The 26398-nt window shown below is 61.1% G+C and carries 24 protein-coding genes and 3 tRNA genes; 6 read left to right on the forward strand and 21 right to left on the reverse strand.

Features of this window, described 5'->3' with window-relative positions:
* Positions 1-10 precede the first annotated feature (10 nt).
* Positions 11-1192 (forward strand): ATP-binding protein, encoded by a 1182-nt coding sequence (locus tag FFA61_RS05690; RefSeq protein WP_005964438.1) that lies wholly within the window; start codon positions 11-13, stop codon positions 1190-1192.
* Positions 1193-1418: 226 nt separating this feature from the next.
* Positions 1419-3311: an AMP-dependent synthetase/ligase gene (locus tag FFA61_RS05695; protein ID WP_005964441.1), complete on the forward strand. Its 1893-nt coding sequence runs from the start codon at positions 1419-1421 to the stop codon at positions 3309-3311.
* 225 nt (positions 3312-3536) lie between these two features.
* On the opposite strand, the gene FFA61_RS05700 is transcribed toward FFA61_RS05695, so the two are convergent.
* From FFA61_RS05700 to tig, 9 genes are all read right to left on the reverse strand, one after another.
* Positions 3537-4739: an ABC transporter permease gene (locus FFA61_RS05700; RefSeq protein WP_005964445.1), complete on the reverse strand. Its 1203-nt coding sequence runs from the start codon at positions 4737-4739 to the stop codon at positions 3537-3539.
* Positions 4732-5427: an ABC transporter ATP-binding protein gene (locus tag FFA61_RS05705; protein ID WP_005964448.1), complete on the reverse strand. Its 696-nt coding sequence runs from the start codon at positions 5425-5427 to the stop codon at positions 4732-4734. The genes FFA61_RS05700 and FFA61_RS05705 overlap by 8 nt, the downstream gene beginning before the upstream one ends.
* Positions 5424-6566 carry a peptidoglycan-binding protein gene (locus FFA61_RS05710; protein WP_005964450.1) on the reverse strand — a complete coding sequence of 381 codons (1143 nt, stop codon included), beginning with the start codon at positions 6564-6566 and terminating at the stop codon, positions 5424-5426. Before FFA61_RS05710 ends, FFA61_RS05705 begins: the two co-directional genes overlap by 4 nt.
* Positions 6563-7033 carry a hypothetical protein gene (locus FFA61_RS05715; RefSeq protein ID WP_005964453.1) on the reverse strand — a complete coding sequence of 157 codons (471 nt, stop codon included), beginning with the start codon at positions 7031-7033 and terminating at the stop codon, positions 6563-6565. Before FFA61_RS05715 ends, FFA61_RS05710 begins: the two co-directional genes overlap by 4 nt.
* Positions 7034-7264: 231 nt before the next feature.
* Entirely contained in the window at positions 7265-7624 is a 360-nt protein-coding gene (locus FFA61_RS05720) for a chorismate mutase (RefSeq protein WP_131247349.1), read from the reverse strand.
* A gap of 32 nt (positions 7625-7656) precedes the next feature.
* Complete coding sequence (gene clpX, locus FFA61_RS05725; RefSeq protein WP_005964458.1) at positions 7657-8913, reverse strand: ATP-dependent Clp protease ATP-binding subunit ClpX; 1257 nt, start codon at positions 8911-8913, stop codon at positions 7657-7659.
* Between the two features lie 174 nt (positions 8914-9087).
* Entirely contained in the window at positions 9088-9732 is a 645-nt protein-coding gene (locus FFA61_RS05730; protein WP_005964461.1) for an ATP-dependent Clp protease proteolytic subunit, read from the reverse strand.
* A complete protein-coding gene (locus FFA61_RS05735) occupies positions 9732-10337 on the reverse strand; it encodes an ATP-dependent Clp protease proteolytic subunit (protein WP_040314365.1) in 606 nt (201 codons plus the stop codon). The genes FFA61_RS05730 and FFA61_RS05735 overlap by 1 nt, the downstream gene beginning before the upstream one ends.
* 212 nt (positions 10338-10549) lie before the next feature.
* On the reverse strand, positions 10550-11896 hold the full coding sequence (gene tig / locus FFA61_RS05740; RefSeq protein ID WP_040314177.1) for a trigger factor: 1347 nt from the start codon (positions 11894-11896) through the stop codon (positions 10550-10552).
* A gap of 207 nt (positions 11897-12103) precedes the next feature.
* Between tig and FFA61_RS05745 the strand changes: the two genes are divergently transcribed.
* Both FFA61_RS05745 and FFA61_RS05750 read left to right on the forward strand, forming a co-directional pair.
* Positions 12104-13525, forward strand: coding sequence for an MBL fold metallo-hydrolase RNA specificity domain-containing protein (locus tag FFA61_RS05745; RefSeq protein ID WP_005964470.1), 1422 nt, complete (start codon positions 12104-12106; stop codon positions 13523-13525).
* 236 nt (positions 13526-13761) lie between these two features.
* A complete protein-coding gene (locus FFA61_RS05750; protein WP_005964476.1) occupies positions 13762-14685 on the forward strand; it encodes a cation diffusion facilitator family transporter in 924 nt (307 codons plus the stop codon).
* A 196-nt stretch (positions 14686-14881) separates the two neighbouring features.
* Here the strand turns inward: FFA61_RS05750 and FFA61_RS05755 are convergent.
* A tRNA-Pro gene (locus FFA61_RS05755) sits at positions 14882-14955 on the reverse strand.
* 110 nt (positions 14956-15065) lie between these two features.
* On the opposite strand from FFA61_RS05755, the gene FFA61_RS05760 reads away from it, so the two are divergent.
* Positions 15066-15139 (forward strand) — tRNA-Gly (locus tag FFA61_RS05760).
* Between the two features lie 312 nt (positions 15140-15451).
* Here FFA61_RS05760 and FFA61_RS05765 read toward each other — a convergent pair.
* The 7 genes from FFA61_RS05765 to FFA61_RS05795 all read right to left on the reverse strand — a co-directional run bounded on the left by FFA61_RS05765 (position 15452) and on the right by FFA61_RS05795 (position 21599).
* Complete coding sequence (locus tag FFA61_RS05765; protein ID WP_005964481.1) at positions 15452-15829, reverse strand: TRADD-N-associated membrane domain-containing protein; 378 nt, start codon at positions 15827-15829, stop codon at positions 15452-15454.
* A gap of 410 nt (positions 15830-16239) precedes the next feature.
* A complete protein-coding gene (locus FFA61_RS05770; RefSeq protein ID WP_005964484.1) occupies positions 16240-17274 on the reverse strand; it encodes a hypothetical protein in 1035 nt (344 codons plus the stop codon).
* A gap of 356 nt (positions 17275-17630) precedes the next feature.
* A tRNA-His gene (locus FFA61_RS05775) sits at positions 17631-17706 on the reverse strand.
* Between the two features lie 171 nt (positions 17707-17877).
* Complete coding sequence (locus FFA61_RS05780) at positions 17878-18231, reverse strand: metallopeptidase family protein (protein ID WP_005964487.1); 354 nt, start codon at positions 18229-18231, stop codon at positions 17878-17880.
* An 18-nt stretch (positions 18232-18249) separates the two neighbouring features.
* Entirely contained in the window at positions 18250-19167 is a 918-nt protein-coding gene (locus tag FFA61_RS05785) for an ATP-grasp domain-containing protein (protein ID WP_040314179.1), read from the reverse strand.
* A gap of 114 nt (positions 19168-19281) precedes the next feature.
* Positions 19282-20418, reverse strand: a complete 1137-nt coding sequence (locus FFA61_RS05790) for a D-alanine--D-alanine ligase family protein (RefSeq protein ID WP_005964491.1) — start codon at positions 20416-20418, stop codon at positions 19282-19284.
* Positions 20419-20567: 149 nt separating this feature from the next.
* Positions 20568-21599 carry an NAD(P)H-dependent glycerol-3-phosphate dehydrogenase gene (locus tag FFA61_RS05795; RefSeq protein WP_005964493.1) on the reverse strand — a complete coding sequence of 344 codons (1032 nt, stop codon included), beginning with the start codon at positions 21597-21599 and terminating at the stop codon, positions 20568-20570.
* A gap of 51 nt (positions 21600-21650) precedes the next feature.
* On the opposite strand from FFA61_RS05795, the gene FFA61_RS09415 reads away from it, so the two are divergent.
* Positions 21651-22298 carry an AMIN-like domain-containing (lipo)protein gene (locus FFA61_RS09415; RefSeq protein WP_005964495.1) on the forward strand — a complete coding sequence of 216 codons (648 nt, stop codon included), beginning with the start codon at positions 21651-21653 and terminating at the stop codon, positions 22296-22298.
* A 100-nt stretch (positions 22299-22398) separates the two neighbouring features.
* On the opposite strand, the gene FFA61_RS05805 is transcribed toward FFA61_RS09415, so the two are convergent.
* The 4 genes from FFA61_RS05805 to leuD all read right to left on the reverse strand — a co-directional run bounded on the left by FFA61_RS05805 (position 22399) and on the right by leuD (position 26393).
* On the reverse strand, positions 22399-23178 hold the full coding sequence (locus FFA61_RS05805; RefSeq protein WP_005964497.1) for a lysophospholipid acyltransferase family protein: 780 nt from the start codon (positions 23176-23178) through the stop codon (positions 22399-22401).
* A 27-nt stretch (positions 23179-23205) separates the two neighbouring features.
* A complete protein-coding gene (locus FFA61_RS05810) occupies positions 23206-24183 on the reverse strand; it encodes a diacylglycerol/lipid kinase family protein (RefSeq protein ID WP_005964499.1) in 978 nt (325 codons plus the stop codon).
* Positions 24180-25505 carry a UDP-N-acetylglucosamine 1-carboxyvinyltransferase gene (gene murA / locus FFA61_RS05815; RefSeq protein ID WP_040314369.1) on the reverse strand — a complete coding sequence of 442 codons (1326 nt, stop codon included), beginning with the start codon at positions 25503-25505 and terminating at the stop codon, positions 24180-24182. The genes FFA61_RS05810 and murA overlap by 4 nt, the downstream gene beginning before the upstream one ends.
* Before the next feature lie 183 nt (positions 25506-25688).
* Complete coding sequence (leuD, locus tag FFA61_RS05820; RefSeq protein ID WP_005964506.1) at positions 25689-26393, reverse strand: 3-isopropylmalate dehydratase small subunit; 705 nt, start codon at positions 26391-26393, stop codon at positions 25689-25691.
* Positions 26394-26398: the final 5 nt, after the last annotated feature.

The following is a 26398-nucleotide window of genomic DNA, read 5'->3' on the forward strand; positions in this document are numbered from 1 at the left end:
TAATCAGTGCATGGACGCGTCATCGAATCCTTACACCCCCGGCTCTGGCCGCCCGCCCGTTGAGCTGGTCGGCCGTAACGAGGATCTTAAGCTCTTCTCTTCACTCATCACCCGAAGCGCCCGTAGTCTTGGCCCCGATCAGCCGATTCTCCTCCTCGGATTGCGCGGCGTCGGCAAGACGGTGCTGCTCAACCGTATGCTTCAGGAGGCAGAGAACGCGGACTGGGTTGCAGTGAAGTTTGAAGCCAGTCCGGGAACAGCCGGGGCCACCACGGCGCGCCAGATCCTCATCCAGGGATTGAACGCCGCATCTTTCGCCCGATCCGCACAGGCATCCACATCGCGCGTCCGTCAGATGCTCGCCACGATCACATCTTTCAATATCTCCCTCGGGCTCACCGATGTGTCCTTCGGCGTTGCCCGAGACCCCGGTCGGGCGTCGACGAGCAACTATGAACTCGATCTACTCGACGCCGTCATCGACACCGCAGAGGTCCTCCGCGACGAAAACAAGGGAATCGCGTTTTTCATCGACGAACTCCAAGACCTCGACCCCGGTCTGCTTGCAGCTCTGCTCTCGTGCCAGCACGAGTGCAGCCAACGTGCACTGCCTTTCTACATCATTGGAGCGGGACTACCGAATCTTCCCAAGATCCTCGCAGAAACGAAGTCCTACGCGGAGAGGATGTTCAATGTTCGTATTATCGATTCCCTCAACGCCGAAGAGACCCGTGCGGCATTCCTCGGCCCCGCACACGCCATGGATGCAGAATTCGACGATATAGCTCTCGGAATCCTTGCCAAGGCCTCCCAAGGCTACCCCTACTTCATCCAGGAGCTCGGCTCCGCCATGTGGAGGGTCGCCGAGGGTTCTCCTTTCACCGTGCACGACGCCCGTAACGCTCTTCTTCTCGGTTTCGCACAGCTCGACTCGGGTTTCTTTCCGGCCCGTTGGGATCGGGCGACGCCCGCAGAACGGAATTACCTATCGGCGATGGCATTCGACGGCCCTCAGCCCTCGACAACTTCTTCCATTGCCGAGCGCTTGGGCAAGAAGGTGCAGTCTCTCGGGCCCATCCGGGCCTCTCTCATCTCCAAGGGTCTCATCTACTCACCCGAGCTCGGCAGAGTCGCTTTCACAGTCCCTGGCTTCCACGATTTCATCCAACGCCGCACGACCCTCGCCGAATAGAGTTCTTCTCGTCTTCCGTCCACCTCAGCGCTACTACGACAAAACCCCTCTTTCCCAGCGCAGCATCTCAGGCCCGCTGTCCTTAGTGGTGGCTGGAGCGAAGCTGATCGTGCCCTTTGAGGCATCCGATCCTCCTTCCTCATCATCTTCTCTTCCCCCTTATCCAAGCCGACACACGGTTTAGGCTGGATGCACTCCCCTCATGCACACCCGGATAGGAGCTCCGATGACCCCAGATGAAAATCCCGTCGAGGAGGACCTCGCTCAGGACGCCGAACTCGCAGAAGAGGGCGCGACGAACGCCCTCGAATGGCATGCTCCGACCCTCGTGCGCATCGACGACTCAACGACAATTCCTTTCCTCCTCAAGCAAAGAGTGCAGCGTTCAGCTCCTCGTCCCCTGATCCTGCGAAAACTTGGCATGGGCGATGCATGGCGGCCCCTGAGTGCCCGAGGTTTTTACGAGGAAGTTCAACAGGTCGCGGCCGGGCTCATCGCACGAGGATTAGCGCCAGGTCAAAGAATCGCGATCATGAGCCGCACCCGCTACGAGTGGACTCTCCTGGACTTCGCATCCTGGAGCGCGGGTTTGATCCCGGTGCCCATCTACGAGACGAGTTCAATCGAGCAAGTCACCCATGTCCTCTCCGATGCCGAAGTCGACCTGGTCATCACCGAGACCGTGTCAATGGCGGAGATCGTGCGCGCCGCCGCTGAGCGGAGCGGCCGCCACCGCGTCACCGTTCTCTCCCTCGACTCCGAAGCGATTGAGACCCTCATCGCAGAGGGCGCGGGCATTCCCCGCACTCAAGTCACGGCGCGCACTGATGCCCTGAGGAAAGACGATATCGCCACGATCGTGTACACCTCGGGAACGACCGGCACCCCTAAGGGCACCGTGCTCACCCACGAGAACTTCACGAACCTGTGCCTCAACGCCCACGCGTGGATGCCGGAAATCGCAGCGGGGAAGGACTCGCGCCTCTTGCTCTTCCTTCCCCTCGCGCATGTGTTTGCCCGTTTCTTACAGGTTTTCCAAATCAGCGGTAACGGGGTTTTGGCCCATGTTCCGAATATTAAGAACCTGCTGCCCGACCTCGCGTCCTTTAAGCCTTCCTACCTGCTGGTGGTGCCTCGCGTCTTGGAGAAGATCTACAACTCGGCTGACGCTAAAGCCTCGAAAGGCGCGAGGAAAACAATCTTCCGCTGGGCGGCCCATGTGGCGATTGAATACTCCAAGGCCTTGGACACCGCTGAGGGGCCCTCGCGTTCGCTGCGAGCCCAGCGTGCTCTGGCGGACAAACTCGTCTACCAGAATATTGTGAAACTGGTGGGCGGTAACGCGCGCTACATCGTGTCGGGCGGCGCTCCCTTGGCGACCTGGCTCGGCCACTTCTACCGGGGGTTGGGCATCCCCGTCTTGGAGGGCTACGGTCTGACGGAAACAGTGGGGCCGGTGTCGGTCAATACCCCCAGTCTGTCGAAGATCGGGACCGTGGGCCCCGCATTGCCGCCTATGTCCTTCAAGATTTCCGACGAGGGCGAGATTCTCCTCAAAGGTCCCTCTGTTTTCCATGGCTACAATAACGACCCCGAGGCGAGCGCTGCTTGCTTCACCGAAGATGGATGGTTCAAGACAGGAGACTTGGGTTCTTTGGATCGTGACGGTTATGTGCGGATCACGGGGCGTGCGAAGGAGATCATCGTGACCGCTGGGGGCAAGAACGTCGCCCCGGCCCTCTTGGAGAACCCGATGCGTTCTCATCCTTTGATTTCGCAGGTCCTCGTTGTCGGCGATCAGCGGCCCTTCGTGTCGGCGATCATCACTCTTGATGCGGAAATGCTTCCCGTGTGGTTGGAGTCTCACGGCCTGCCTCCCATGAGTGTTGCCGATGCGAGGACGAACGTCGAGGTTCTTGCCTCCTTGCAAAAGGCTGTGGACTCTGCGAACGCTCATGTTTCACGCGCTGAGTCGATCCGTAAGTTCACGGTCCTCGCATCGGATTTCACCGAGGCGAATGGGATGCTCACTCCCTCTTTGAAAGTCAAACGCGGTGAGGCGGTACTGCGTCTCACCCCCATCATTGATGAGCTCTACGGCGGCCCTGTTCAGGCATGAGTTCCCTGTACAAGCCGAGTTTCCTTCCGCACTTGAGTCACCTTGCAAGCCTGAGTCCCACGCAAGCCTGAGCCCCCCATTCCGGGGAGCGAAGGCTGTGGCCGCACCCCTGGGGCGCAGGATTCTGACAGCATGCAGTTGGGCCCGCCGACCATATGGTCGGCGGGCCCAACTGTTCGCGTGAATACCCCTTCCAGGGCTGGATGCGCCTTTTGAGCTGAGCTCCTACTGGGCGTTGAGCGCCGCGGTCGGAGGGGTACGCGAGGCGCGAACCGCCGGGTAGAGACCCGCGACAGCGCCGATGAGCATCGTGACCGACAGGCCCGCGACGACGACATACCACGGAAGGGTGAAGGGCCAGCCGTTAGCGACACTCATGCCGAGCGTGACGCCAATGCCGAGCACGCACCCGGCGGCTCCGCCCAAAAAGGCCAGGAGCAGTGCTTCGGCGAGGAACTGGATGAGGATATGACCGCGCATAGCGCCCAGAGAGCGCCTCAAGCCGATCTCCCTTCGCCTCTCTAGCACCGAGATAATCATCGTGTTCGCCACGCCAATGCCGCCGACCAGCAGAGCAATCGAACCGACTCCGACCAGCAGAGCAGTGAAGGTCTGATCTGCCGCGTTCTTGGCCGCGAGGGCGTCAGAGGGGCGCGAAACCTCGACCGAAGTCGGATTCTTCGGGCTGAGGGTGGGGCCCAGCAAGGCGCGCACGTCCTCGACCTTGTCCTCGGCCGAACGCTCGTAGACCGTGGTCGGCTCACCCTTGTAGTCGAACTGCTGTTTCGCAATTTCCGTGCCGATCAGCGCGGCATTATCCAGTTCGGGTGCAAGGGTCACGGGGTCGAGGATGCCGATGACCGTGAAGGATGTGTTGCCGATCCAGACCTGGGTGCCCGGATTGACGACGCCGAGCAGCTGAGCGGCTCTGGCTCCCAGAACCGTCGCAGGATAGCCGGCTGTGGCGTCATTGAGCCACGTGCCCTTTGCGACCGAACCGGCGACAACGTCAAGCAGGGACTGTTCGGCAGCCATGGTGATCGTACCGCCCGTCGCGTTCTTGTCGACGAGGCGGGAACGGTAGACCGACACTCCCGAAAGCGTGGAGGTGGAGGTCGCCTTCTCGACGCCATCAATCAGGCGGGTTCGTCCGACCGCGTCACTGGGCAGCTTCGTGGACACACCGGACAGGTCGTTACCGGCCTGAGCGGTGAGCATATTGGTGCCCAGTGCACGCAGCTGTTCGGCGAGCTGCGCCTGGCTGGAGGTGGAAACGCCGATGACGCCCACCATGGCGGCGATACCGATGGCGATCCCCAGTGCGGAGAGAATCGCGCGCGTCGGACGGGCGCGGATCCCGGTTCCACCCAGGCGCGCCACGTCAGACCAACGCAGTTTTGAATGCATATTCATGGAGTGCTCAGACATGGGCCACCTCTTTGGCGGCGGAATCGTGAACGATGCGCCCATCCTTGATGGCGATCTGTCGGGGCAGCTGCAAGGCGAGATCGTTGTCGTGAGTGATGACGACGATGGTGGTGCCCTGTTCGTGGAGCTCATGGAGCAGTTCCACGATGGACGCACCCGACACGGAGTCGAGGTTGCCCGTGGGCTCGTCTGCCAGCAGCAGCGGCGGATCGCCGACAACAGCGCGGGCGATGGCAACGCGCTGACGCTCGCCGCCCGACATCTGATGGGGCTTGTGATAGAGGCGGTGGGATAGTCCAACGCGAATGAGAGCAGCTTCAGCTTTCTGTCGTCTTTCAGCGCGCGGTACCCCGAGGTAGAGAAGGCCGTCGGCGACGTTATCGATCGCGTTCATGCCTTCAGAGAGGTGGAACTGCTGGAAGACGAAGCCGATGAGGTGAGCGCGCAGAGCCGACAACTTGCGGTCCGAGAGCCGCGACACGTCGATCCCATCGATCTCAACCGTGCCCGAGGTGGGACGGTCGAGGGTCCCGATGAGGTTGAGCAAGGTGGACTTGCCCGACCCCGACGGGCCGACGATCGCGACGAATTCCCCCCGCTCGATTGCGAGGCTGACCCCGGCGCAGGCCGCCACGGGCGGTTCGCCATAGGTGCGGCGCACGTCATGCAGTGACAGGATTCGGCTCATCGGTCGGGCACCACCACGCGCTGATTCTCAGACAGCTCGTCGCTGGTCACTTCGACACGGTCCCCGGCGAAGAGGCCAGTTGTCACCGGCACCTTGCGCGTGGTGTTGTCATCATTCACCACCTCGACTCCGAACTGGTCGGGAGTGAGGGCGATGAGGGCGCTCAAGGGCACCGACAAAACGTTTTCGCGCTTTTCGCTGATGAGTCCGAGAGTCACTGAAGCCTCTTGCAGGTTCTTCGTCGCCTCCGGGTCGTCGGGCGTCACAGTGATCGGGATAATCCGTTCCTTTTCGGAACTCGAGTCCTGCGAAGAATCAGAGTTCTTCTGGTCGCCCGCAGCGGACTTATCCGTCGGAGGCTCCACAGCGGAGATCGTCCCCGTGGTCGTCTCCCCGCCGGGCAGGCGGAGCTTGACGCTATTGCCCACCACACCGAGCTTCTGGTCGGAAAGCTTGAGGTTGGCGCTGACGATCTGGCGCGTGCTTGAGACATTGAACAGGTCCGTCTCGGCATTCGCGCGATCCCCGACGCGAGCGATCATGGTCCCCACGCGCAGGTCCTCAGGTGCGAAGACCACGCGGCCCAGCGGCAGGATGCCGTTCTGGACGAGGTCGTTGTCTTTCTGCCACTTCTGGATCGCGGAACGTGTGAGCCAGTCGTAGTGAGAATTCGGCTCCCCAGTGAAGTAGCCGAGCTGTTGGAGCGCGGTTTCCAGCTGGGTGACATCCTCACCGTTACTCATATCGGGTTCGAAGGTGCGCCATGCAGGAGTGTTGCCGTGCATGAGGTAGCTGGGTTCGTCACCGATCTGGTGGATCATGTCGCCCTGTGTCAGGGTCGTGCCGGGGGTTGGCAGCTTCGTGACGACGCCTTCAAAGGCGCCGCGGAACTTGTAGCGGTCTGCGTAGTGCAGGGTCCCGACTGCCGTGGTCTCGCCTTCAAGGGTGCCGCGCGTGACGACATCAGTGGAGCCCGTGAAGACGTTCCCTTCTGATTCGTTCTTCTCAGCGGCGGAGAAGGTGCCGAGGGCGGCAGCCGTTCCCACTCCGACGAGCCCTAATGCCAGAACAATGGTGGCGCCGATGATCACCTTGCGGCGCTTACGCGCGGGTTTCGTGTCTGTTGACTCCGCGGTCATTTGGTTTGCGCCCCCTGGTTGCTGAAGCACTTCTGCAGGGCATCGGAGGGGATGTCCTTCACATTCAGGCCCTTGCCGACCTCGGGATCTGCGACGTCGTAGCCGAGGTCGCGCAGGCATTCAGCGCCCTTGACGAGCTGTTCTTGAGCCGCGGGATCCTTGGTGAGGTCGTTCTCCTCGCCGAGGGCGGGGCCGACCTTCTGCTGACACTCGTTGATCGCATCGTTGAAGGCGTCGGAGGTGTCGTTGAGGTTGTCTGCGGTCAGACCGGTGTCCGGCACATCGAAGCCCTTGTCGCGCATGCACTGGGCAAAGATGAGGGTCGCGTCCTCTGCGGATTTGACGGTGCTCGAGGCGTTGGCACCGGGCTTGTCGCCCGAGGCATTGGAAGAGCAGGCGCCGAGAAGGCCCATGGTGAGTGCCAGGCCGGCAGCGACAAGGATGTGGCCGGATCGGTGATTCTTCATGTGAAGGCTCCTTGTATTTTTCGGTGTCAGTGCGGCGGGTCCCGCTCGCTGTCTGACATTTAAGGGAGCTTTTCTGGGAGTTTCCTCGAAGGAAGCAGCAACTCAGCCAAGAATGCGCAAAATGTGAAGCACCCTACCCTGAAGTGAGAGGATCAGCGCCTCAGAGCACAGGATGCTGTCCCCCGCCCTACAGAGAGAATGAGGCCAGCGCGGATCATGCCCGTCTTGGCTTTACTCGCCGCTCTCGTACTCGGCTTTGATGTCCTCGTGGTGGCGGATGACTTCGGTGATCATGAAGGCGAGGAATTTCTGAGCAAAATCAGGGTCGAGACCGGACTGTTCGGCGAGGGCCCGCAGGCGGGCAACCTGACGAGCCTCACGGGCAGGATCAGCGGGCGGCAGTTCGTTGAGGGCTTTAATGTGGCCGACACGCTGAGTGCAGCGGAAGCGCTCCGCGAGGATATGGACCAGGGCCGCGTCGATATTGTCAATCGTTTGGCGCGCAGCGGCGAGCTCTGGGGGGATGTCAAGACCGGCAGGATCCGCAGGTCCATGATTGACACGATTCGTTTCGTGCCCCGATTCACTCATGGTTTCTCCCCCGTTCATATTTCCCCGCCCCCTCAGGCGGAGCGAATGTCGTCGCCTCGCTGCGCGTACAATTCTGGCTCCCCTGTTCCCTCAACATACTCGCGGGTGATGACGACGCGTGCGACGTCGTCACGGCTGGGAAGCTCGAACATGAGGTCCGAAAGGGTCCGCTCCATGATCGAAGAGAGGCCACGCGCCCCTGTCTTGCGTTCATTGGCGAGGGCGGCGATGGCGAGCAGCGCCTCATGAGTGAACTCCAAGTCGATTCCGTCGAGTTCGAAAAGGTGCTGGTACTGGCGGAGCAAAGAGTTCTTGGGTTCTGTCAGCACCTTCACGAGGTCTTCCTCGGCGAGTTCCTTCGTGGAGGTCAAGACGGGCAGACGACCGATGAATTCGGGAATCATGCCGAACCTATGGAGGTCTTCCGGGGTGATCGCCTCATACAGGTCCCCCATCTCCGCTTTCGACTTCAAATCGGAACCGAAACCTGTGGATCGCTGCCCAATGCGGGCCTTCACAATGTCTTCAATGCCAGCGAAGGCGCCCGCGGCGATGAAGAGGATCCCGGAGGTGTCGATTTCGAGGAACTGCTGGTGGGGGTGCTTGCGTCCTCCCTGTGGAGGCACCGAGGCGACCGTCCCTTCGATGATCTTCAGGAGAGCCTGTTGGACGCCCTCGCCGGAAACGTCCCGGGTGATGGAGGCGTTCTCGCCTTTGCGCCCGATCTTGTCGATCTCATCGACGTAGATGATGCCGCGCTCGGCTTTCTTAATGTCGCCGTCGGCCTCTTGGATGAGGCGCAGAAGGATGTTCTCCACGTCCTCGCCGACGTATCCGGCTTCTGTGAGGGCAGTCGCGTCGACGATCACGAAGGGGACGTGCAAGAGCCTGGCGAGGCTGCGCGCAAGATGCGTCTTTCCGGTGCCCGTTGGGCCCAGGAGGAGGATATTCGACTTGGTGCCGAGCATGTCCTCTTCATTACCGGCCTCGCGCGAGCGGACGCGCTTGTAGTGGTTGTACACGGCAACAGAGAGTGCACGTTTGGCTCTGTCTTGGCCGATCACCCACGAATCGAGGAACTCCTTGACTTCGCGGGGCGTGGGCAGGGGTGTCGAGGAGGTCTCAGTGGACTTTTCGCCGAGTTCCTCTTCGATGATCTCATTGCACAGCTCAATGCACTCGTCGCAGATGTAGACACCGGAACCGCCGATGAGCTTGCGAACCTGCTTCTGGCTCTTCCCGCAGAAGGAGCATTTGAGTAGTTCAGCTCCGTCGGTCAATCGAGCCACGGCTGGCCTCCCACTATTTCGGGGCGCCCACGATGGTGGGCACACGCTTCACAGTTTCACCCTAATTGAGGCCTCCATGTGACGCCATTCGGCACACTGAGCACCCGATAATCGAATAAGTGTTGGGGGTCGCAGCATCACCGGATGCTGCGACCCCCAAAGCGATTCTCGATATCACTCGCCCTTGCGGGAGGCGAGGACCTGATCGATCAGACCGTATTCCTTCGCCTGAGCGGCGGTGAGGATCTTGTCGCGCTCAATATCGCGGCGAATCTGCTCAACCGGTGTGCCCGAATGCTTGGCGAGAGTCTCCTCCAACCACACGCGCATCCGATCGATCTCATCGGCGACGATCTGAATATCGGAGGCCTGCCCCTGCACGCCTTCCATCGCAGGCTGGTGGATGAGGACACGAGCGTTGGGCAGTGCGAGGCGCTTGCCGGGCGAACCTGCGGCGAGCAGCACTGCGGCAGCGGAAGCGGCCTGCCCCAGGCACACGGTCTGGACCTGCGGTTTGATGTACTGCATCGTGTCGTAGATGGCAGTCAGAGCGGTGAAGGAACCGCCGGGGCTGTTGATGTACATCGTGATGAGGGAATCGGGGTCCTGCGACTCTAAGACGAGGAGCTGCGCCATGACATCATCGGCGGATGCGTCATCGACCTGGACGCCGAGGAAGACGATGCGATCTTCGAAAAGCTTGGCATAGGGGTCTTGACGCTTATACCCGTAGGCGGTGCGTTCCTCGAAGCTCGGCAGGACGTAGCGAGACTGCGGCATGGTGCGGGCGATGCCCTCGAAATAAGGGGTGGTGCTCATCACTTCGCTCCTTCTTCAACGCGGTGACCGATCTCCTGCGGGGTCTCGATGACGCGGTCGACGAAACCATATTCGAGAGCCTCGCGCGCGCTGAACCAGTGATCGCGATCCGCATCCACTTCGATCTGCTCGACGGACTTACCGGTGCGCTGCGCGGTGATCTCCGCCAGTTCCTTCTTCATCTTGAGGATGAGGTCGGCATTGATGCGGATTTCGGTTGCAGAACCCCCTGCCCCACCGAGGGGCTGGTGGAGGAGGACGCGAGTGTGCGGCGTGATGTAGCGCTTGCCGGGTGTTCCTGCGGTGAGGAGGAACTGCCCCATTGAGGCCGCAAGGCCCATCCCCACGGTGACTACATCGGGCTTGATGTACTGCATCGTGTCGTAGATCGCCATACCCGCTGTGACAGAGCCGCCGGGGCTGTTGATGTACAAGTAGATGTCACGCTCGGCGTCTTCGGCTGCCAGGAGAAGCATCTGCGCGCAGATCGCATTCGCGTTCTCGTCGCGCACTTCGCCTCCGAGCCAAATGATGCGCTCTTTCAAGAGTCGCTGGTAGACGGAGTCGGAGAGGTTCGCCATTGAATCGGCGCCTCCCCTGGCCATCTGCGCGTCGCTCACGTGCTCCTCCTCTATTCGATGGATCCTCTTATCGGATCCTGCTGGCATCCAAGCTACCGCTTGTGGATCGTTGAACGCGGCCCGCGCGCCCTCTTTTCGCTGTCGGCGCATCCCAAGCTCGAGGGCGAGTGGCCAGGTGACGAGTGTGGGCCGACATCACCTAAGGATGTCGGCCCACACTCTCACAGTTGAGAAGCTCACTCCTCGATGGAAGTCTCTTCCCCATCTGCGGCTTCGGCGCTTGTCTCCTCAAGGGTCTCAGCTTCAGAAGCCTCCTCTGCGGTGTCACCGAGGAAGGCGGACAGGTCAACGTCATTGCCTTCGGAGTCCTTGACGCTCACGAGACGCAGAACCTCGATGAGGGCCTTCGCGCGTCCGAGGTCGGCGATGACGGCCGACATCTGCTGCGGGGAGGAGAAGAGCTGGTTGATGTCAACGCCGAAGTTCTGCGACATCTGGATCGCGTAGTCGATGAGTTCCTGCTGCGAAACCTGGACGTCGAGCTTCTTAGCGATCGCCTCGGAGAGGAGCTCGGAGCGCATCTCCTTCTCAATGGCCGCGCGGGTCTCCTTCTTCTCCTTCGGCTTCGCATCCTCGCCAAGGCGCTGGCTGAGCTCGTGCTCAACGACCGATTCAGGCAGGAGGATCTCCACCTTGTCGAGCAGATGGTCGAGGAGGTTGTCGCGGGCCTGGAGGGCCTGCTGGGAGGACTTCGAGGAAGCGGCCTGGGTCTTGAGGTCTTCCATGAGTTCGTCCATCGTGTCGAACTCGGAGACCATCTGAGCGAAGTCGTCGTCGGCCTTGGGCAGTTCGCGGGCCTTGACGTTCTTCACCGTGATGGTGACATCGGCCTCTTCACCCTCGTGTTCGCCGCCCTTGAGGGTGGAGACGAAGGTGACGACCTCGTCGGCCTTGGTGCCGCGCAGGGCCTTGTCCTGGCCGTCAAGCATCGTGCCCGAACCGATCTCGTAGGAGACCTCGGAAACGGAGTCGACTTCTTCGCCGTTGACGGTGGCGACCATGTCGATCGTCGCGTAGTCGCCGGTCTTCGCCTTACGGGTGATGGTCTTAAGGGTCGCGAAGCGTCCGCGCAACTCGTCGAGTTCGGCTGTGACGTCCTCTTCGGTGACCTCGGTGGAGTCGACAGTGATGACCGTGTTCTCGTCGAATTCGGGCAGCTCAAAGTCCGGGACGACGGCGACCTCGGCGGTGAAGATCAGTTGGCCGCCCTGCTCGCCGGTGGTGTTCGGGATCTCGGTAACCTCAACCTCGGGCTGAGCCATGGGGCGAAGTCCCTGCTCGGCGACGGCGTCCGAGTAGTGGCCCGGAAGGACTTCGTTCACGACCTGCTCGATGACGGCGGCACGGCCGAAACGCTGGTCGATGATGCGGGCCGGCACCTTGCCCTTGCGAAAGCCTGGGATGGAGACCTGCTCGGCGATATCCTTGTAGGCCTTGGCCATCTCGGAGGACATCTCCTCGTAGGGAACCTCAACGGTGAGGCGGACCTTGGTGGGCTCGAGAGTCTCAACGGTGCTCTTCACGTGCGTGCACTCCAAAACGTTTACGGGTATGGGGCGCCCGAAAGGGCGCATGACAACTCGGCCAGTCTACGACAGGCGGCGGGCGGTGTCGCCGTCGCAGGCGCCTTAGGGCTGTAATGCAGCCGATTCCACTCGCCGCCCTGCCCTTTTGCCCGCCCCGCCCACGAAACTCCCGCACCAAGCAGTGACGCAAGGCACACTTGTGTCATGGCTGCGACACGTCTGACTTTCCTCGGAGGAGCTGGCACGGTCACCGGCTCGAAATACCTCATCGACCTCGACACTGCCTCGGGACCCAGGAGAATCCTCATCGATTGCGGCATGTTCCAGGGGCAGAAGAAACTTCGCCTGCTCAACTGGTCCAGATTCCCCGTTCCGCCCTCGTCGATCAGCGATGTTCTCCTCACCCACGCACACATGGACCACACGGGGTATCTGCCCAGGCTCGTGAAAGAGGGCTTCAATGGCGCGATCTGGGGGACGGACTCAACCCTCGCGCTGACCGAGATCATTTTGCGCGACTCTGCTTTCTTGCAGGAACGCGACGCGGACTTCGCGAACGCTCACGGCTTCTCACGCCATGCGAACGCGCAGCCCCTCTATCGAATCGGGGATGTTGAGCGTACCCTCCCCATGTTCCGCACGATCGAGTTTGCTCGTCCCCTCGACCTCGGGGACGGTATGGAAGCGACTTGGACGAGGGCGGGGCACATCCTCGGCTCGGGCTCGATCCGCCTGTCGACCCCGGACGGTTCGATCCTCTTCTCGGGCGATCTGGGGCGCGCCACCCATCCGGTCTTGCGTCAGAGAGAGATCCCTGAAGGCGCGGACCTGGTCCTCGTTGAATCGACCTACGGTGACCGTGAACATCCTGATCCTGTAGGTCCCGCCCACGAAGCCTTTGCGGAGGCGATCCGTTCCACTGTGGATTTAGGCGGCAGCATCCTCATACCGGCCTTCGCCGTGGATCGCACGGAAGTGGTCCTGCTCGCCTTGGATGAGATGTTGCGCGAGGGGCGCATCCCGGATGTGCCCGTGTTCGTTGATTCGCCGATGGCTTTGTCTTCCCTGGAGATCTATCGGGCGCGAAGCCAGGCCGATGAGCTTTGCGAGGAGGCGGGGGGATTGCGTTTGTCCCACCTGGATCTGCATGAAGTACGAAGTGTGAACGAATCGAAGGCGCTCAACACTTTCGGCAGGCCGGCGATCATTATTTCCGCATCCGGCATGGCGAGCGGGGGCCGAGTCTTGCATCATCTCGAGCGCATGCTGCCCGGGGAGAACAATTGCGTCATCCTCACCGGTTATCAGGCGATCGGGACGCGAGGACGCTCGCTCCTTGATGGTGCGACTTCTGTGAAGATGCACGGAATGGAGGTGGCGGTGCGCTGCCGGGTCGTGCGAGACGAGGAGTTCTCAGTGCATGCGGATGCTTCTGAGTTGCTCGATTGGGTGGGGGCCCTCAAGCCCGCTCCCCGGCAGGTTTTCTGCGTTCACGGCGAGGACGACTCGACGAAGGCGCTCGCGAAGCTTCTGGGCGAGAAGCTTTCGCTGGCGGCTATTCCAGCCCGGGCGAATCAGAGTATTGACGTGCGAGCCACGATCTCCAAGGCGAATCTGCCGGCGTGAGCCTCTGCACTATCCGTATGCGAGCCTCTGCGCTATCCGCCTGTGAGCCTCTGCACTATCCGTATGGGCCGAGCGTTCTCCTCACCCCAGCTTTGAGCAGTCGCGAGCTTCAGCATTCCTTTCCTGAAGGCGATCATCATGTGTACCCTGAGCAGGGACGCCACTACTAAGGTCACCCTTGCCTCCTCGCCTTTGAGGGGGGCCACGGAGTGGCAGAAGGAAGGCATTCATCTCCCATGAGCCACTCTCACGCTCACTCTCACTCTCACTCCTCCGCGCATCGCGGACGCCTCATCTTGACGCTCATCATCACGACGACAATTCTCATTGCCGAGGTCATCGGGGCGTATTGGACTTCATCACTGGCCCTTCTCGCCGACGCCGGGCACATGCTCACCGATGTCGCCGGACTCGCCATCGCTGTGACCGCGGCCTCGCTCATTGAAAAACCCGCAACCTCGGAGCACACCTGGGGGCTGCGCAGAGCCGAAGTCCTCGCGGCGGGAGCACAAGCCACTGTTCTGCTCGGAGTCGGCACCTTCGCCTTCATTGAGGGCATCGAACGGCTCATCACCCCGCGCCCGATCGCCTCAGTCGGGCTCCTGGTCTTCGGCATCGTGGGCCTGGTAGGCAATGTCGCGTCAATCCTTATCCTTGCGAGTGGGCGCGGCGCGAACCTCAATATGCGCGCCGCTTTCCTCGAGGTCGTCAACGATGCCCTCGGTTCGGTCGCAGTCATTGCCTCCGCCGCCATCATCGCCCTCACCGGCTGGACCCGCGCAGACGCGATCGCCGGCATGCTCATCGCAGCCTTCATCGTTCCCAGGGCGATCACGATCATCCGCGAAGCAGGGTCGATCCTCATGGAATCGACCCCCAAAGGCCTCGACCTTTCGGAGGTTCACGAGCATCTGTCCTCAGTCCCCCATGTTCTCGATGTTCATGATCTGCACGCTTACGAGATCGCCACGGGTCTTCCCGTCTTGACCGCCCACATCGTCCTCGCTGATGAGTGCTTCGCCGATGGGCATGCCACCACTCTTCTCCACCAGTTCCAAGACTGCGTCGCCGAGCATTTCCCCGTGTCGATTGAGCATTCGACTTTCCAACTCGAGTCCCGCACACATGCCGAACACGAGATTTCAAGCTGTAGACACTGATTCTTCTTCGCAGTTCCTCTTCTCCGTCGATTCTCTTCCCCACCCAAGGCGCGAGCGCTCATCGCCTCTTCTCAGGTTGCTTTCGTCTCTTCCCGGGGACGCTGAGCTTCGTACTCGCAGTGCACTGACTATTCACATCGGATACGCGAGAAAGCCCCAGAACCTCTGGAAATGAGGTTCTGGGGCTTGTGAGAAGTCGGGGTGACAGGATTTGAACCTGCGACATCCTGCTCCCAAAGCAGGCGCGCTACCAAACTGCGCCACACCCCGTGACAGAGCCTGTACGAACTCTTCGCTTCCTAGATCATAAGGGGCCGAGGCGGATAATTCGCAATCGAGCGCTTTGCCGGTTAAGATTGTGCCTGCACGCTTCGTGCGCTGCGGATGTAGCTCAATGGTAGAGCCTCTGCCTTCCAAGCAGATCACGCGGGTTCGATTCCCGTCATCCGCTCCAGGAAGCCCCGGAGTCCTCGAGATTCCGGGGCTTTTCACTTCAAATGTGCTTCTTGCCTGCTACTCCCCCGGTCTTCACTGATTGAGCCATGTGAGTGGCACGAGCGCTCCGAAGCTTCTCACTGATGTCTTGAGGAAGGCAGCGGCTCGATTCAAGTCAGCGGCAGGTGAGCGGCAAGCCCGGATCAACACTGTCTTCCCCACGATTCACGATCCGAAGTACCTCTCTTAGACGCACAAGCGCGATCCATATCGGCGGAGGTCCCGCATTGAGGCGAGGGCCCTCGCGCCAGGGCTAGTGCCCTCCTCAGAGCTAGATGATGGACATGAGGCTCTCAACAAGGTCACCCATGCCCTCGCCGACTCCTCGAGTGGTTGAACGGGTTGTCCCCGCTTCCTTCCAATGCTCCAGCAGTGTGCTCTTGGCACGCTCGAGCTCCTCCACAGCATCGTTCTTCATCTTCACTAAGAAGGCGCTCCCAGCACCTCCGAGGAGTGTGGCCACCCCGGTGACGATCGCTTGAACCGAGTGCCCCAAAGTGGCGAGGAGTATCCCCACTATCAAGGCCATAGCTGTGGCGGTGCCAACAGCGTAGAGGAGGTTCCAGAATCGTCTCGCATTGCGCGAAGCCCGTTGTACCTCACTCAATGCGATGCCCACGGGGATGGGGGTTTCAGACGTGGGTGTCATTGCTCTCGCACCTCGCCACATGTGATTCGGCGCCCTTGCGAGGCTGGACCTTCGTAGCAGGATGCCCCGCCAAGAGCCTTCAAATGAGTCTACTTCAGCACCGCCTTCATAGACGATGCTTCAGGAGCAGCGCCTCAATGATCGCTGGAGTGTGTCCACCTCGCACTATTCCGCTGCCAAGCACTTGATCGACAGCTCGGCGGGGCGATGATCCAGTGTTCGAAGAGGCGCCAGCTCCTCAAGCTCTTTTCGTGCACCTATCGGCCCGTGGCACACGGGGCTCGTCAGAGCTTGCCCCTAAAACGTCAAGCCCCGGGTTTTATGGAGGGTGTTCCATCTGGTTTTCACCAGCTTGTGCTGGTGGCTGTGGTTGCGGCTGGGGCGCTTGTTCGGGGGTGGCGCAGGCTCGCTCAGACGCGGCGTCCGCGCTTGAACGCCAACGCCACAGTGCCGACTGCGGTCAGCAGGAGTGCGGCACCGAGTGGGCCAACGCTCATCGCACCGGTCCTGGCCAGTCTCCCAGAGTTCTTGGCGCTCTTGGTCACCGGCTTAGTCGGATTGGCATCCGACGCGGCGGGGGGAGTCGCATCGCTGGGTGCTGTGGAGGCGCTGGATGATCCGTTCGAGGCCGGGGCCGGGGCCTTGGTGGTGATGCGGAAGGAGGGTGCCGCCACGGGCTTGTCGTCCACGGTGATCTCCGGGGTGTAGACGGCCTCCTTGCCGTTGGCATCGGGGGCCTGACGGGTGACAGAGACGCTTGCTCGCCATGTCCCCTCGCCGTCCACCTTCCCGGTCACGGCCAGGCCGTCGGCAGTGACCACAGGCTCAACGCTAGGGGCTTCCGGGGCCGCCGGCGCGGGCTGCGTCTGAGAGCCCAAGGTCCAGGCGGCCAGGTTCTCCCCTCCGAAATCCCCACGACGGAACGCGGTGAGCCGCGCTCCGCTTTCGGGGACCGTGCAGGTCACGGTCGTCTGCTCACCCGGGTGAAGTTTTTGTTCCTCGGGAGAGCACGTTCCGCCAGGCAGTTCGTTCCCCGAGGCATCAGTGATGTGGAAGCGCATGTCCGCGGGGTGGGCGAACAAGCTGTTGCCGTTCTCAATAAGCAGCGAGACCCTATGCGGCGAGGTCGGTGAAACCTGAGAGGGGATGGTGATCTCGTAGGTTCTCGTGACCGTGGCGCTTGGGTCGACGTCCAGGGCGTCGGGCGGCGAGTCTAGTAGGCCGACCTGCGGGGTGCTCCAGACTGTGTCAGGTCCAGGCTGGTCAGTCGTATAGGAGGCGGAGAGACTGCCGAAGGAGTTCGGACCTGCACACTGGAATCCCAGACCGGTACACGCTAAGGGCGGCTGATCCGCAGCGAACGCGGTGGCGGACGAGAGGAAGACACCTCCGACCACTGTGGCGGCGGTGACCGCAGACACAGCGAATGGACGACGGAATTTCATGGGGAACCTCGTTCTGGAGAATAGGACACACAACAAAGTGAGGACAGCCTAACCGAGTTTCAGCTGTGACGGTAATACGGAACCGGAGGAGTTCTGGTGCAGGTTGTGGTGACACTAGGGATGAGAGCTTTGTGGAGTTCCCTTCGACCGAAACTGGCCACTCCCGAACGGTTGCGCACAATGCATCCAGCAAGGTCGCCTGGCATACAAAAAGGGCGTTGAACAGGCGCATCTCATGCGATGCGGAGCGCCTTTTCGTGTGGGACCCGATCGCATAGCCGACGATCCAATTGGAGAACACGTCCCAAGGAGTGCAACGCAAGACCCCCGGAATGCAGGCTTCCGGGGGTCTTATCTGGGGTGGCTGACGGGACTCGAACCCGCGACGTCCTGGACCACAACCAGGTGCTCTACCAACTGAACTACAGCCACCATCGATGCGCATCACACGCAACGAAGGGAACTCTAGCAAAAAATGCGCGCCACGCGAAATCCAGGAGAATCAGGGGCAAGTGGCATCCGGCACGTCACTAGTCCCCCCGCTCCTCGACAAGGAAAACGGGGCGCACCCTGTTGGAACGCGCCCCGCCCGGCCTCCATCACCTAGGCCCAACCCAGCTCGTGGAGGGCCTCGTCATCGATTCCGAAATAGTGTCCGACCTCGTGGATCACGGTGATGCGGACTTCTTTGGCGACTTCCTCCTCCGTTTCGCACATCGCCAGAGTCGGCTTGCGGAACACAAGGATCCTGTCAGGCAGAACACCCGCATAATCACATCGTTGCGTCAAAGCAACGCCGTCATACACGCCGAGAGTATCGGGCTCCATATCAGTAGGCGGCTCGTCTTCAACGAAGATCGCGACATTGTCCAGGCGATCCCAGAACTCATCGGGGATCTCCTCAAGAGCATCAGCGACGAGATCCTCAAAAGCCTGGGCACTCATTTCAACAGGCACGCTCAGGCAGACTCCCGCTCACCAGTGGGCGCGCACGGAGATCGCGTCAGCAAAGTTGTCGAGCGCTTCAGGAGTTGCCGCAAGGTAGAGGTCGGCGTCGACGAGCGACACCTCCATCACCCTGAAGGACCCCTCATCATCGGGCACAATGTCAACACGGTTGAAGAGGAACTGCTCGTCGCGTCCAATGCGCTCACGAACATAAGAGTGCAGGACCCGGCGAATCTGCTCACCCCACTGCCATGCAATGTGATCAGCGGCTTCCGCAGTGACCACAGCCTCGTGCATAGTGGGTTCGGTGATCGTCGCAGGGTGGAGGACCGCTCGCTTCTCAACGGCGTGGGACACCAGACCATTGAAGAACACGAGCGAAATCTCACCGTGCGTGTCGATCTCTTCGAGATAACGCTGAAGCATGACAGTACGTCCCGCGCCCAGGAGCTGCTGAACCTGAGCAATAGCGGCCTGGCGCTGCGCCGTCGACAGGGTCGTGTACCGGCCAATGTCCCGCACGCCTGAAGACACCGCCGGTTTGACGATGAACTCGCCGGAAGCCGGGAAGCGCGTGTGGATCTGATGCTTCGACAGATTCTGCTCCGGTTCCAGCCACGCCGTCGGGATCGTGGGAAGACCGCGCTTTTCAAGGGAACGCAAGTAGGTCTTGTGGGTGTTCCACTCGAGAATATCCGGGTGGTTCAAGATCCTTGGGACCTTCTTGGTCCACTCAAGGAAAGCCTGACGCTGGAGAGGATAGTCCGACACCGAACGGACAATGACTGTTCCAGCGTCCGTCCAATCAACATCCGGGTCATTCCAGATCTTGATGCTCGGGTCGCAGCCGCGTTCAGCGAGCGCGTCGAGTAGGCCTTCCTCGCCGTGGTACAGATTCGGCATTGCGGAAGAAGTTGCAAGAGTAACTTTTGGCTTCGTTGTCATACGTTCAAAGATACCCGGCATTCCTCATCGCCGAGGACGCGATGACTGTCCCTTCGGGGCCGAAGTCCCATGAGTTCGGTCCCATTCAGTCTGCGCCCCACAGACCCCAGGGGCTCAGCGAAGACCGAGGTCGCGCTCAAGAGCCTGCTCAAGAAGCTCGTCGATCAGGGCCGCATAGCCCATTCCTGCCGCTTTCCACATCTGCGGATACATCGAGATCGGAGTGAAACCGGGCATTGTGTTGACCTCGTTAATGATGACCGTGCCCGCTTCCTCGTCGTGGAAGAAGTCCACCCGGGCAAGCCCCTCGCATTCGAGGGCTTCGAATGCTTTCGCTGCGGTCCAACGGATTTGCGCCTCGAACTCGGGAGCAACCTTCGCCGGGCAGACCAGGCCGATCGCTTCGGTGTCGATGTACTTGAGTTCGTAGTCGTAAAACTCGCCTTCAGGGACCTCGATCTCACCCAATGGAGCGGTCCTCGGACGCATTCCAGTGCCCCCAAGGACGCCGCATTCGATCTCGCGCCCCGAAATCGCCGCCTCCACGATGACACGCGGATCCGAGTTCTGCGCTTCCTTAATCGCCGTCGCCAAACCCTGAGGGGAATCGACTCGGGTAATGCCGATCGAGGAGCCCGCCCGGCAAGGTTTAACGAACACCGGGTAGCCGAGTTCCCCTACGCGCCTCGCGCACTCCTCAGGGTCATCCTCCCAGTCCATCGGGGTGATGAGCTCCCAGGTTCCGACATCAATGCCCGCAGCTGCCAGGACAGTCTTCGTCAGATGCTTGTCCATTGAAATCGCGCTCGAGGTGACGCCGCAGCCGACGTAGTGCACATTCGCCATCTCGAACAGGCCCTGGATTGTTCCATCCTCACCGTAGGGTCCGTGCAGGAGCGGGAAAACCACATCCACATGCCCCAAGTCGCGCACATTCGCAACCTTCGATTCGGGGGACGCGGGATCGCCCTCGTAGGTGACTTCCAGGAGAGAACCAGAGCCGGGAGCAAGGACGACTCTCGAGGCGCCCGCTTGAACCGATTGTCCGCGCCCCTCACGAAACTCCAAGAGTGAGGGCTTGTCTTCGACGAGGACCCATTCGCCCTCGTGGGTGATGCCGACGGGAAGAACATCCCATTTCGTCCGATCAATGGCCTTGAGGATTCCGGCTGCCGTCGCGCACGAGACCTCGTGCTCGCCCGAACGACCGCCGAACACGATGAGGACGCGACGCTTGGAGGTTTGAGTCATGGGCACCAGGGTATCGCCCAGGAAGTCTCCTCCCCCACTCGAGAGGCCGCGCGCCTTAGAGCAAAGTCAGCGCCGTCCCCTCAAGACCGCAGTTCACACCACTTCAAGCAGGGCCAACCCGCGTTAAGCATCGCCTCGAAGGAGCATGCCTAAACGAGTTCGATCCTCCATCCGTCCATCTTCTGCGGACGCGAGAGGAGCATCTGCCCCATCTGCTCGATGGACGCCCCATCTCGGACGACCGCTACGACGGCACTGATGATCGGCACGTCCACGTTCAAAGACTTCGCGAGGGCGAGGATCGGTTCTGCTGAACGGGCACCTTCAACGACGCCGGGAGAAAGGGCGATCGCCTCTTCGACGCTCATCCCCTGACCGACCCGGTGGCCGAAAGAGAAGTTGCGTGACAGGCGCGAGGAGCAGGTCGCCATGAGATCCCCCACTCCCGCGAGCCCAGCAAAAGTCTGGGGGTCCGCGCCCAGCGCAGTTCCCAGGCGAGTGATTTCCGCAAGACCTCGGGTGATGAGGGTCGCCCTCGTGTTCACGCCAAAGCCCATGCCTTCTGCGGCGCCGATCGCAACGGCGATGACATTCTTCGCAGCTCCCGCGATCTCTGAGCCGATGACATCGGTCGACACATAGGGACGGAAGTAGGAGGTGTGGCAGCTTTTCGCGAGGGAACTCGCAAGCTCAAGATTCGTCGAGGCGATGACGGTTGCCGTGGGGTTGTGCTCGGCGATCTCGCGCGAAAGATTGGGGCCGGAGAGGATGGCGATCCTCGATTCATCGGCTCCACTCGCTTGAGCGATGATCTCGTCCACGCGTAAAAGGCTCTCGAGTTCGAGGCCCTTGGCAAGAGAAAGGAAGACCGCATCCTCAGCGAGTTGGTCGCGAGCGGACTCGAGGGTGGGACGGACCGCAGCGACCGGCACGGCCACGACGATCATCTGCGAGCCTTCGACGGCCTGAGCGATGTCGCTCGTCGCGCTGATCCTCTCCGATAGTTCGATTCCTGGCAGGTAGCTCGCGTTCTCACCGGAATTGATGAACTCCACGACGTCCGCGTTGCGGCCCCACATCGAGACCTCTAGTCCCGTATCGGCGAGAATCTGCGCGAAAGTCGTTCCCCAGGCTCCAGTGCCCAGGACTGTGGCGCGCGAGAAGGCACGTTCATCACTCATATGTGAGAGCCTACCTGTAGTCCTCGCCTCACAGTGCTCAAGGAGTCAGTAGTGTCTCGTCCTTTCATCTCTGCCCCGCTTCTCATTGCTTCGCTGCTCGTCCTCGGAGCTTGCCAGGCGACTCCAGGCGAGCAGTTCTCCTCGCAGGCTCCTCAATCCGCTCACAGCACCCCTGCACCTCACGCGCAGTCCTCTTCCCAGTCCTCGGCTCTTCCCTCCACTCAAGACCCCGCAGAAACCCAAGCCCTCTCAGCGATCAACGGCGAGCAGTGGGTTACTTCCCTTGAGCCTCTCATGGCTCAGGTGGGCGAGGCGCCCATGGTCTTCCATGATCTACGCCTAGGCGATCACGAGAGCTTTTACCGGGTCGTCGTCGAATTCAGCGGCGAAGGCGTCCCCGGATACTTCCAATCCTGGACGGATGCTCCTGTCGAACAGGGCCGAGGTCGGCCGCTTCCTGTCGCAGGTGACGCATTCCTCGACCTCGCGATCACGGGCACAGCGATGCCCTCAAGCGATGAACTCAACGCCGAGTATTACGCGGGCGAGCGCAATCTTGAGCTCGGGCCCCTTGATGTTCGCGAGGATGGGACCTTCGAAGACACGACGCATATCGTGATCGGCATGGACCAGGCGAGGAAGTTCCAGATCGGCTTCTTGGACAACCCGACTCGAATGGTCATTGACATTCAAAAGTGAAGCGCTGAGGTGGAGCTCTGGGAGAAGGGGAGCCTGAATTCAAGGCACCCCCCAGTGCGGGCCAACCTCAAGAGCCAAGCCGCCCCAGGATCCGAGTGGCTCAGCTCTTCTTCCTCTTCGCGGCCTTCTTCGCTTTCTTCGCCTTCTGCTTTTGTTCGTCTTCCCACCAGGGGCCGGCCTTCGTGTAGGCCTTCCAGATCCGCTCCGGGGCTTTCGCCCCGCGAAGGTCCTCAACACCCGCAGTAACGGCATCGCGGATCCGCGTGGTGAGTTCTTCGACGGCCTCGTGGTCCTTCGAGCCGGCTTCCGAGATGAGATCGTCCATCTTCACAGGGGGCATGAAGGTGTAGGAGACCTTCTGGCCAGGGCGCATATTGGGCATTGAGGCGAAACGATCCATAATGTCCTGCGGCCCCCACTGTGCAACCGGGATGACGGGCACACCCGTGTCGAGTGCGAGGCGAGCGGCACCCGTCTTGAAGGACATCGGCCACATATCCGGTTCTTGGGTGTGAGTCCCCTCAGGCCAAATGCACACGACCTCGCCACTGTTCAAGGCCCGGGTCGCAGGAAGGAGGGCCTGGGATGGGTTCTTCTCCCGATCAACGGGGATCAATCCCATGCCATGAATGATCTTGCCGAAAACGGGAACGCCGAACATGGACTTCTTCGCAAGGAAACGCACGGGGACACCCCGTTTCATGAAATACCAGCAGACGCACAGCGGATCCACATCCGACAAGTGGTTGAACACGAGCAGATAGGGACCCTTTTCTGGAATGTTCTCAGTTCCCGTGGCCCTGATCTTCACCCAAGGAGTCATGATCGGCGTCAAAACGGCTTGAGCGAAGCGATAGAAACCCGTGATTGAACTCGTCATGACTTTGAGTCTAGCGAGGAGCGCCGCTCAGACGAGAACGTCCACCGCATGGGGCGCGCCGATCACCGTGAAGGGGATGTCGGCAACTCGATCGCCGTCGGCCATCGCGGTCATGCCACGAGGCTCGAGGATCTCCACTTCTTTAATACGTTCAACCTCAATGACCTCGTGTCCTTCGGCTCGCCCCACGACCACACCTGCGAGCACCGGGACCGCTTGCCGAAGAGGAAGGGCCCCAACGTGGCACAGCTCGATCCGCCCATCGTGTAGGTCGGATTCGGGCACGAGGCGGATACCTCCGCCAAAACAACCCGAGTTCGACACCGAGGTGATCCACCCCTTGAATTCGCGTTCGATTCCGTCGACCTTCGCGAGAATCCTTGAGGGACGATAAGAGGCGAGTGCGCCAAAAGCCCCGTAGCCGTAAGCGAGGGGCCCAGAGGTGAGGAAGGAGTCGTTCGCGAGGATATTCGCCCTCGCATCCAAACCCAAGGAAACCAATCCCAGGACGAGGATCTTGCGCCCGTCCTCGCTCTTCACCCACATCCCATCGAGGGGCTTGAGGCGAGAGACCAGTTCCTGATCCGATTGTGATGAGCGAAAACCGAGTTCGGCCAGTGAGCGGGCGCGTTGCATCGGGTCGTGACCGATGCCGAGGGCCCGACATAAGTCGTTCCCGCGTCCGCCGGGGATCGGCGCGAAGGGCAGGCCCGCTTCGTGGCATCCACGGGCGATGGCCGAAAGGAAACCGTCTCCACCTAGTCCTGCGACGACTGAGGTTTCGGATGCGGCCGCCAGGGCCACGGGATCATCACTCGCAGTCGTCACAGATACGCGCACGGACCACCCTCCGGCGCGAAGGGCGCGCACAACATTGGGGCCGACTGCGACGGAGCGTCCTCCTGCGGACATGGAAGAGACGAGGACGTGGATGCTCCTGCCCTCTTGACGCACAGGACTCGAAATGCGCTCCTCGGGCTTGTCTTCGTGACGGATGGCGCTCATGCGTCGAGGTATCCGACGCGAGCATCCAGCTGCTTGAGCTTCGTCGTGAAATGCTCATAGCCCCGGGAGATGACGTCAATGCCGGAGACCGTGGATGTTCCCTCGGCGGCGAGCGCCGCGATGAGATGGGAGAATCCGCCGCGCAAATCCGGGACCGTGATGTCTGCGGCGTGCAAAGGCGTCGGACCGGAGATCACCGCAGAGTGGAAGAAGTTGCGCTGCCCGAAACGGCAGGGCGTGCCACCCAAGCATTCGCGGTAGACCTGGATATTCGCACCCATCTTGCGCAGGGCCTTAGTGAAGCCGAAACGATTCTCGTACACGGTTTCGTGAACGATCGACAGACCCCTCGCCTGCGTGAGGGCAACAACGAGGGGCTGCTGCCAGTCGGTCATGAAGCCCGGGTGCACCGCAGTTTCGAGAGCGATCGAGTTGAGCTCACCGCCCGGGTGGTAGAAGCGGATCCCCTCGGAGTCAATATCGAAGGCACCACCAACCTTGCGGTAGGTGTTGAGGAAAGTCGTCATATCGGGCTGGTGGGCGCCGCGCACATAAATATCGCCGCGAGTCGCGAGGGCCGCAGCCCCCCAGGATGCGGCTTCAATCCGATCGGGAAGGGCATTGTGGCGGTATCCGTGAAGAGTCGAGACCCCTTCAATGCGGATCGTCCGATCGGTGTCGACCGAGATGATCGCACCCATCTTCTGCAAAACGTTAATGAGATCCATGATCTCCGGCTCAACGGCAGCACCCTTCAAAATCGTGATGCCCTCAACGCGAACAGCAGTGAGGAGGGTCTGCTCGGTCGCGCCAACGGAGGGGAAGGGAAGCTCGATCAGGGCACCGCGAAGTCCTTCAGCGGGTTTGCGGATACGTACACCATCAGGGCGCTTCTCCACGACCGCGCCGAAACGGCGCAAAGTGTCAAGGTGGAAGTCGATCGGGCGACCGCCGATATTACAGCCCCCCAGCTCGGGGATGAAAGCCTCCCCGAGCTGGTGGAGCAGAGGTCCGCAAAAGAGGATCGGAATGCGCGATGCCCCGCCAAGGGAGTCAATATCCGAACGCGAAGCGATCTTCACATTCCTCGGGTCGAGCGTCATCACGCCGGATGTCTGGTCGAAGTTCACCTCAACGCCGTGCAGGCGCAGAAGATCAGAGACGACGTCGACATCACGGATGAGGGGGACGTTGGACAGTTGAGAGAGGCCATCGCCGAGAAGGGCCGCAACCATCGCCTTCGGGACGAAGTTCTTGGCCCCACGGACTGTGATGGTTCCCTGGAGGGGGTAGCCGCCTTCAACGCGCAGCACGGAGGGCATGGTCATCGTCTCCTCGATCTGTCCTTTAGAACTGTGCACAACTCTAGGACAGGACGCGCTTCGAGCGCTCACCTCGGGACGTTCACTCCCCCACATGTGCGCCTATTCAGGGCCTTCATCCTCGTCTTTCACTCGCGTTTGACCGAGCAGCAGGTCCTTCCTCCACTTGCGTGAAGACTCGGCTTATACGCAGAGTCTCCCGCCACAAGAGCCTCCCCTTCCTCCACTTGCGTGAAGACTCGGCACACCAAGATTCACAGGACGCGCGGAGACGACCTCTTCTTTTGGCAAGTACTTCGCCGGAAGCGTTGTCGGTTTGAAGTCAGGACGTTTTGCTTCGTAGGCGCAGATCGCGTCCTCGTCGCGAAGGGTCAAGGCGATGTCGTCGAGGCCCTCCAAGAGGCACCAGCGCGCATAGTCGTCGATCTCGAAGGACGCGGTGACGGGACCTGCGGTGACGGTCTTAGCCTCAAGGGACACTGTCACTTCGGTGCCCGGTTCGTTCTCGAGGACTTTCCACAGGGAATCGCCGTCCTCCTGGGTGATGACCCCGGCGACAAGACCCTGCTTGCCCGCGTTGCCACGGAAGATGTCCGCGAACTTCGGGGAGAGGACGACGCGGAAGCCATAGTCCTTCAGGGCCCAGACCGCGTGCTCACGAGAAGAACCGGTCCCGAAGTCGGGGCCTGCGATGAGGACGGAGCCCGAGCGGTAGGCGTCTTGATTGAGGACGAAGTTCGGGTCGTTCCTCCAGGCAGCGAAGAGCGCATCTTCGAAGCCCGTGCGGGTAATGCGCTTGAGGTAGACCGCGGGGATGATCTGGTCGGTGTCGACGTTCGAACGGCGGAGCGGGACTCCGATGCCGGTGTGAGTCGTGAACTTGTCCATGAGTG

It is taken from the genome of Schaalia cardiffensis F0333, from assembly GCF_005886435.1.
Lineage (GTDB): Bacteria > Actinomycetota > Actinomycetes > Actinomycetales > Actinomycetaceae > Pauljensenia > Pauljensenia cardiffensis.

Bases quoted from the DNA above. Each gene is read 5' to 3' on its own strand.
- FFA61_RS05700 (WP_005964445.1), bottom strand. From the start codon at position 4,739: ATGTCTGAGCACTCCATGAATATGCATTCAAAACTGCGTTGGTCTGAC.
- leuD (WP_005964506.1), bottom strand. From the start codon at position 26,393: ATGGACAAGTTCACGACTCACACCGGCATCGGAGTCCCGCTCCGCCGT.
- FFA61_RS05770 (WP_005964484.1), bottom strand. From the start codon at position 17,274: ATGAAATTCCGTCGTCCATTCGCTGTGTCTGCGGTCACCGCCGCCACA.
- FFA61_RS05695 (WP_005964441.1), top strand. From the start codon at position 1,419: ATGACCCCAGATGAAAATCCCGTCGAGGAGGACCTCGCTCAGGACGCC.
- FFA61_RS05705 (WP_005964448.1), bottom strand. From the start codon at position 5,427: ATGAGCCGAATCCTGTCACTGCATGACGTGCGCCGCACCTATGGCGAA.
- FFA61_RS05710 (WP_005964450.1), bottom strand. From the start codon at position 6,566: ATGACCGCGGAGTCAACAGACACGAAACCCGCGCGTAAGCGCCGCAAG.
- FFA61_RS05730 (WP_005964461.1), bottom strand. From the start codon at position 9,732: ATGAGCACCACCCCTTATTTCGAGGGCATCGCCCGCACCATGCCGCAG.
- FFA61_RS05805 (WP_005964497.1), bottom strand. From the start codon at position 23,178: ATGACGAGTTCAATCACGGGTTTCTATCGCTTCGCTCAAGCCGTTTTG.
- murA (WP_040314369.1), bottom strand. From the start codon at position 25,505: ATGCCCTCCGTGCTGCGCGTTGAAGGCGGCTACCCCCTCCAGGGAACC.
- FFA61_RS05690 (WP_005964438.1), top strand. From the start codon at position 11: ATGGACGCGTCATCGAATCCTTACACCCCCGGCTCTGGCCGCCCGCCC.
- FFA61_RS05785 (WP_040314179.1), bottom strand. From the start codon at position 19,167: ATGACAACGAAGCCAAAAGTTACTCTTGCAACTTCTTCCGCAATGCCG.
- FFA61_RS05745 (WP_005964470.1), top strand. From the start codon at position 12,104: ATGGCTGCGACACGTCTGACTTTCCTCGGAGGAGCTGGCACGGTCACC.
- FFA61_RS05790 (WP_005964491.1), bottom strand. From the start codon at position 20,418: ATGACTCAAACCTCCAAGCGTCGCGTCCTCATCGTGTTCGGCGGTCGT.
- FFA61_RS05750 (WP_005964476.1), top strand. From the start codon at position 13,762: ATGAGCCACTCTCACGCTCACTCTCACTCTCACTCCTCCGCGCATCGC.
- FFA61_RS05810 (WP_005964499.1), bottom strand. From the start codon at position 24,183: ATGAGCGCCATCCGTCACGAAGACAAGCCCGAGGAGCGCATTTCGAGT.
- FFA61_RS05715 (WP_005964453.1), bottom strand. From the start codon at position 7,033: ATGAAGAATCACCGATCCGGCCACATCCTTGTCGCTGCCGGCCTGGCA.
- FFA61_RS05720 (WP_131247349.1), bottom strand. From the start codon at position 7,624: ATGAGTGAATCGGGGCACGAAACGAATCGTGTCAATCATGGACCTGCG.
- FFA61_RS05795 (WP_005964493.1), bottom strand. From the start codon at position 21,599: ATGAGTGATGAACGTGCCTTCTCGCGCGCCACAGTCCTGGGCACTGGA.
- FFA61_RS05765 (WP_005964481.1), bottom strand. From the start codon at position 15,829: ATGACACCCACGTCTGAAACCCCCATCCCCGTGGGCATCGCATTGAGT.
- FFA61_RS05735 (WP_040314365.1), bottom strand. From the start codon at position 10,337: ATGGCCAGGGGAGGCGCCGATTCAATGGCGAACCTCTCCGACTCCGTC.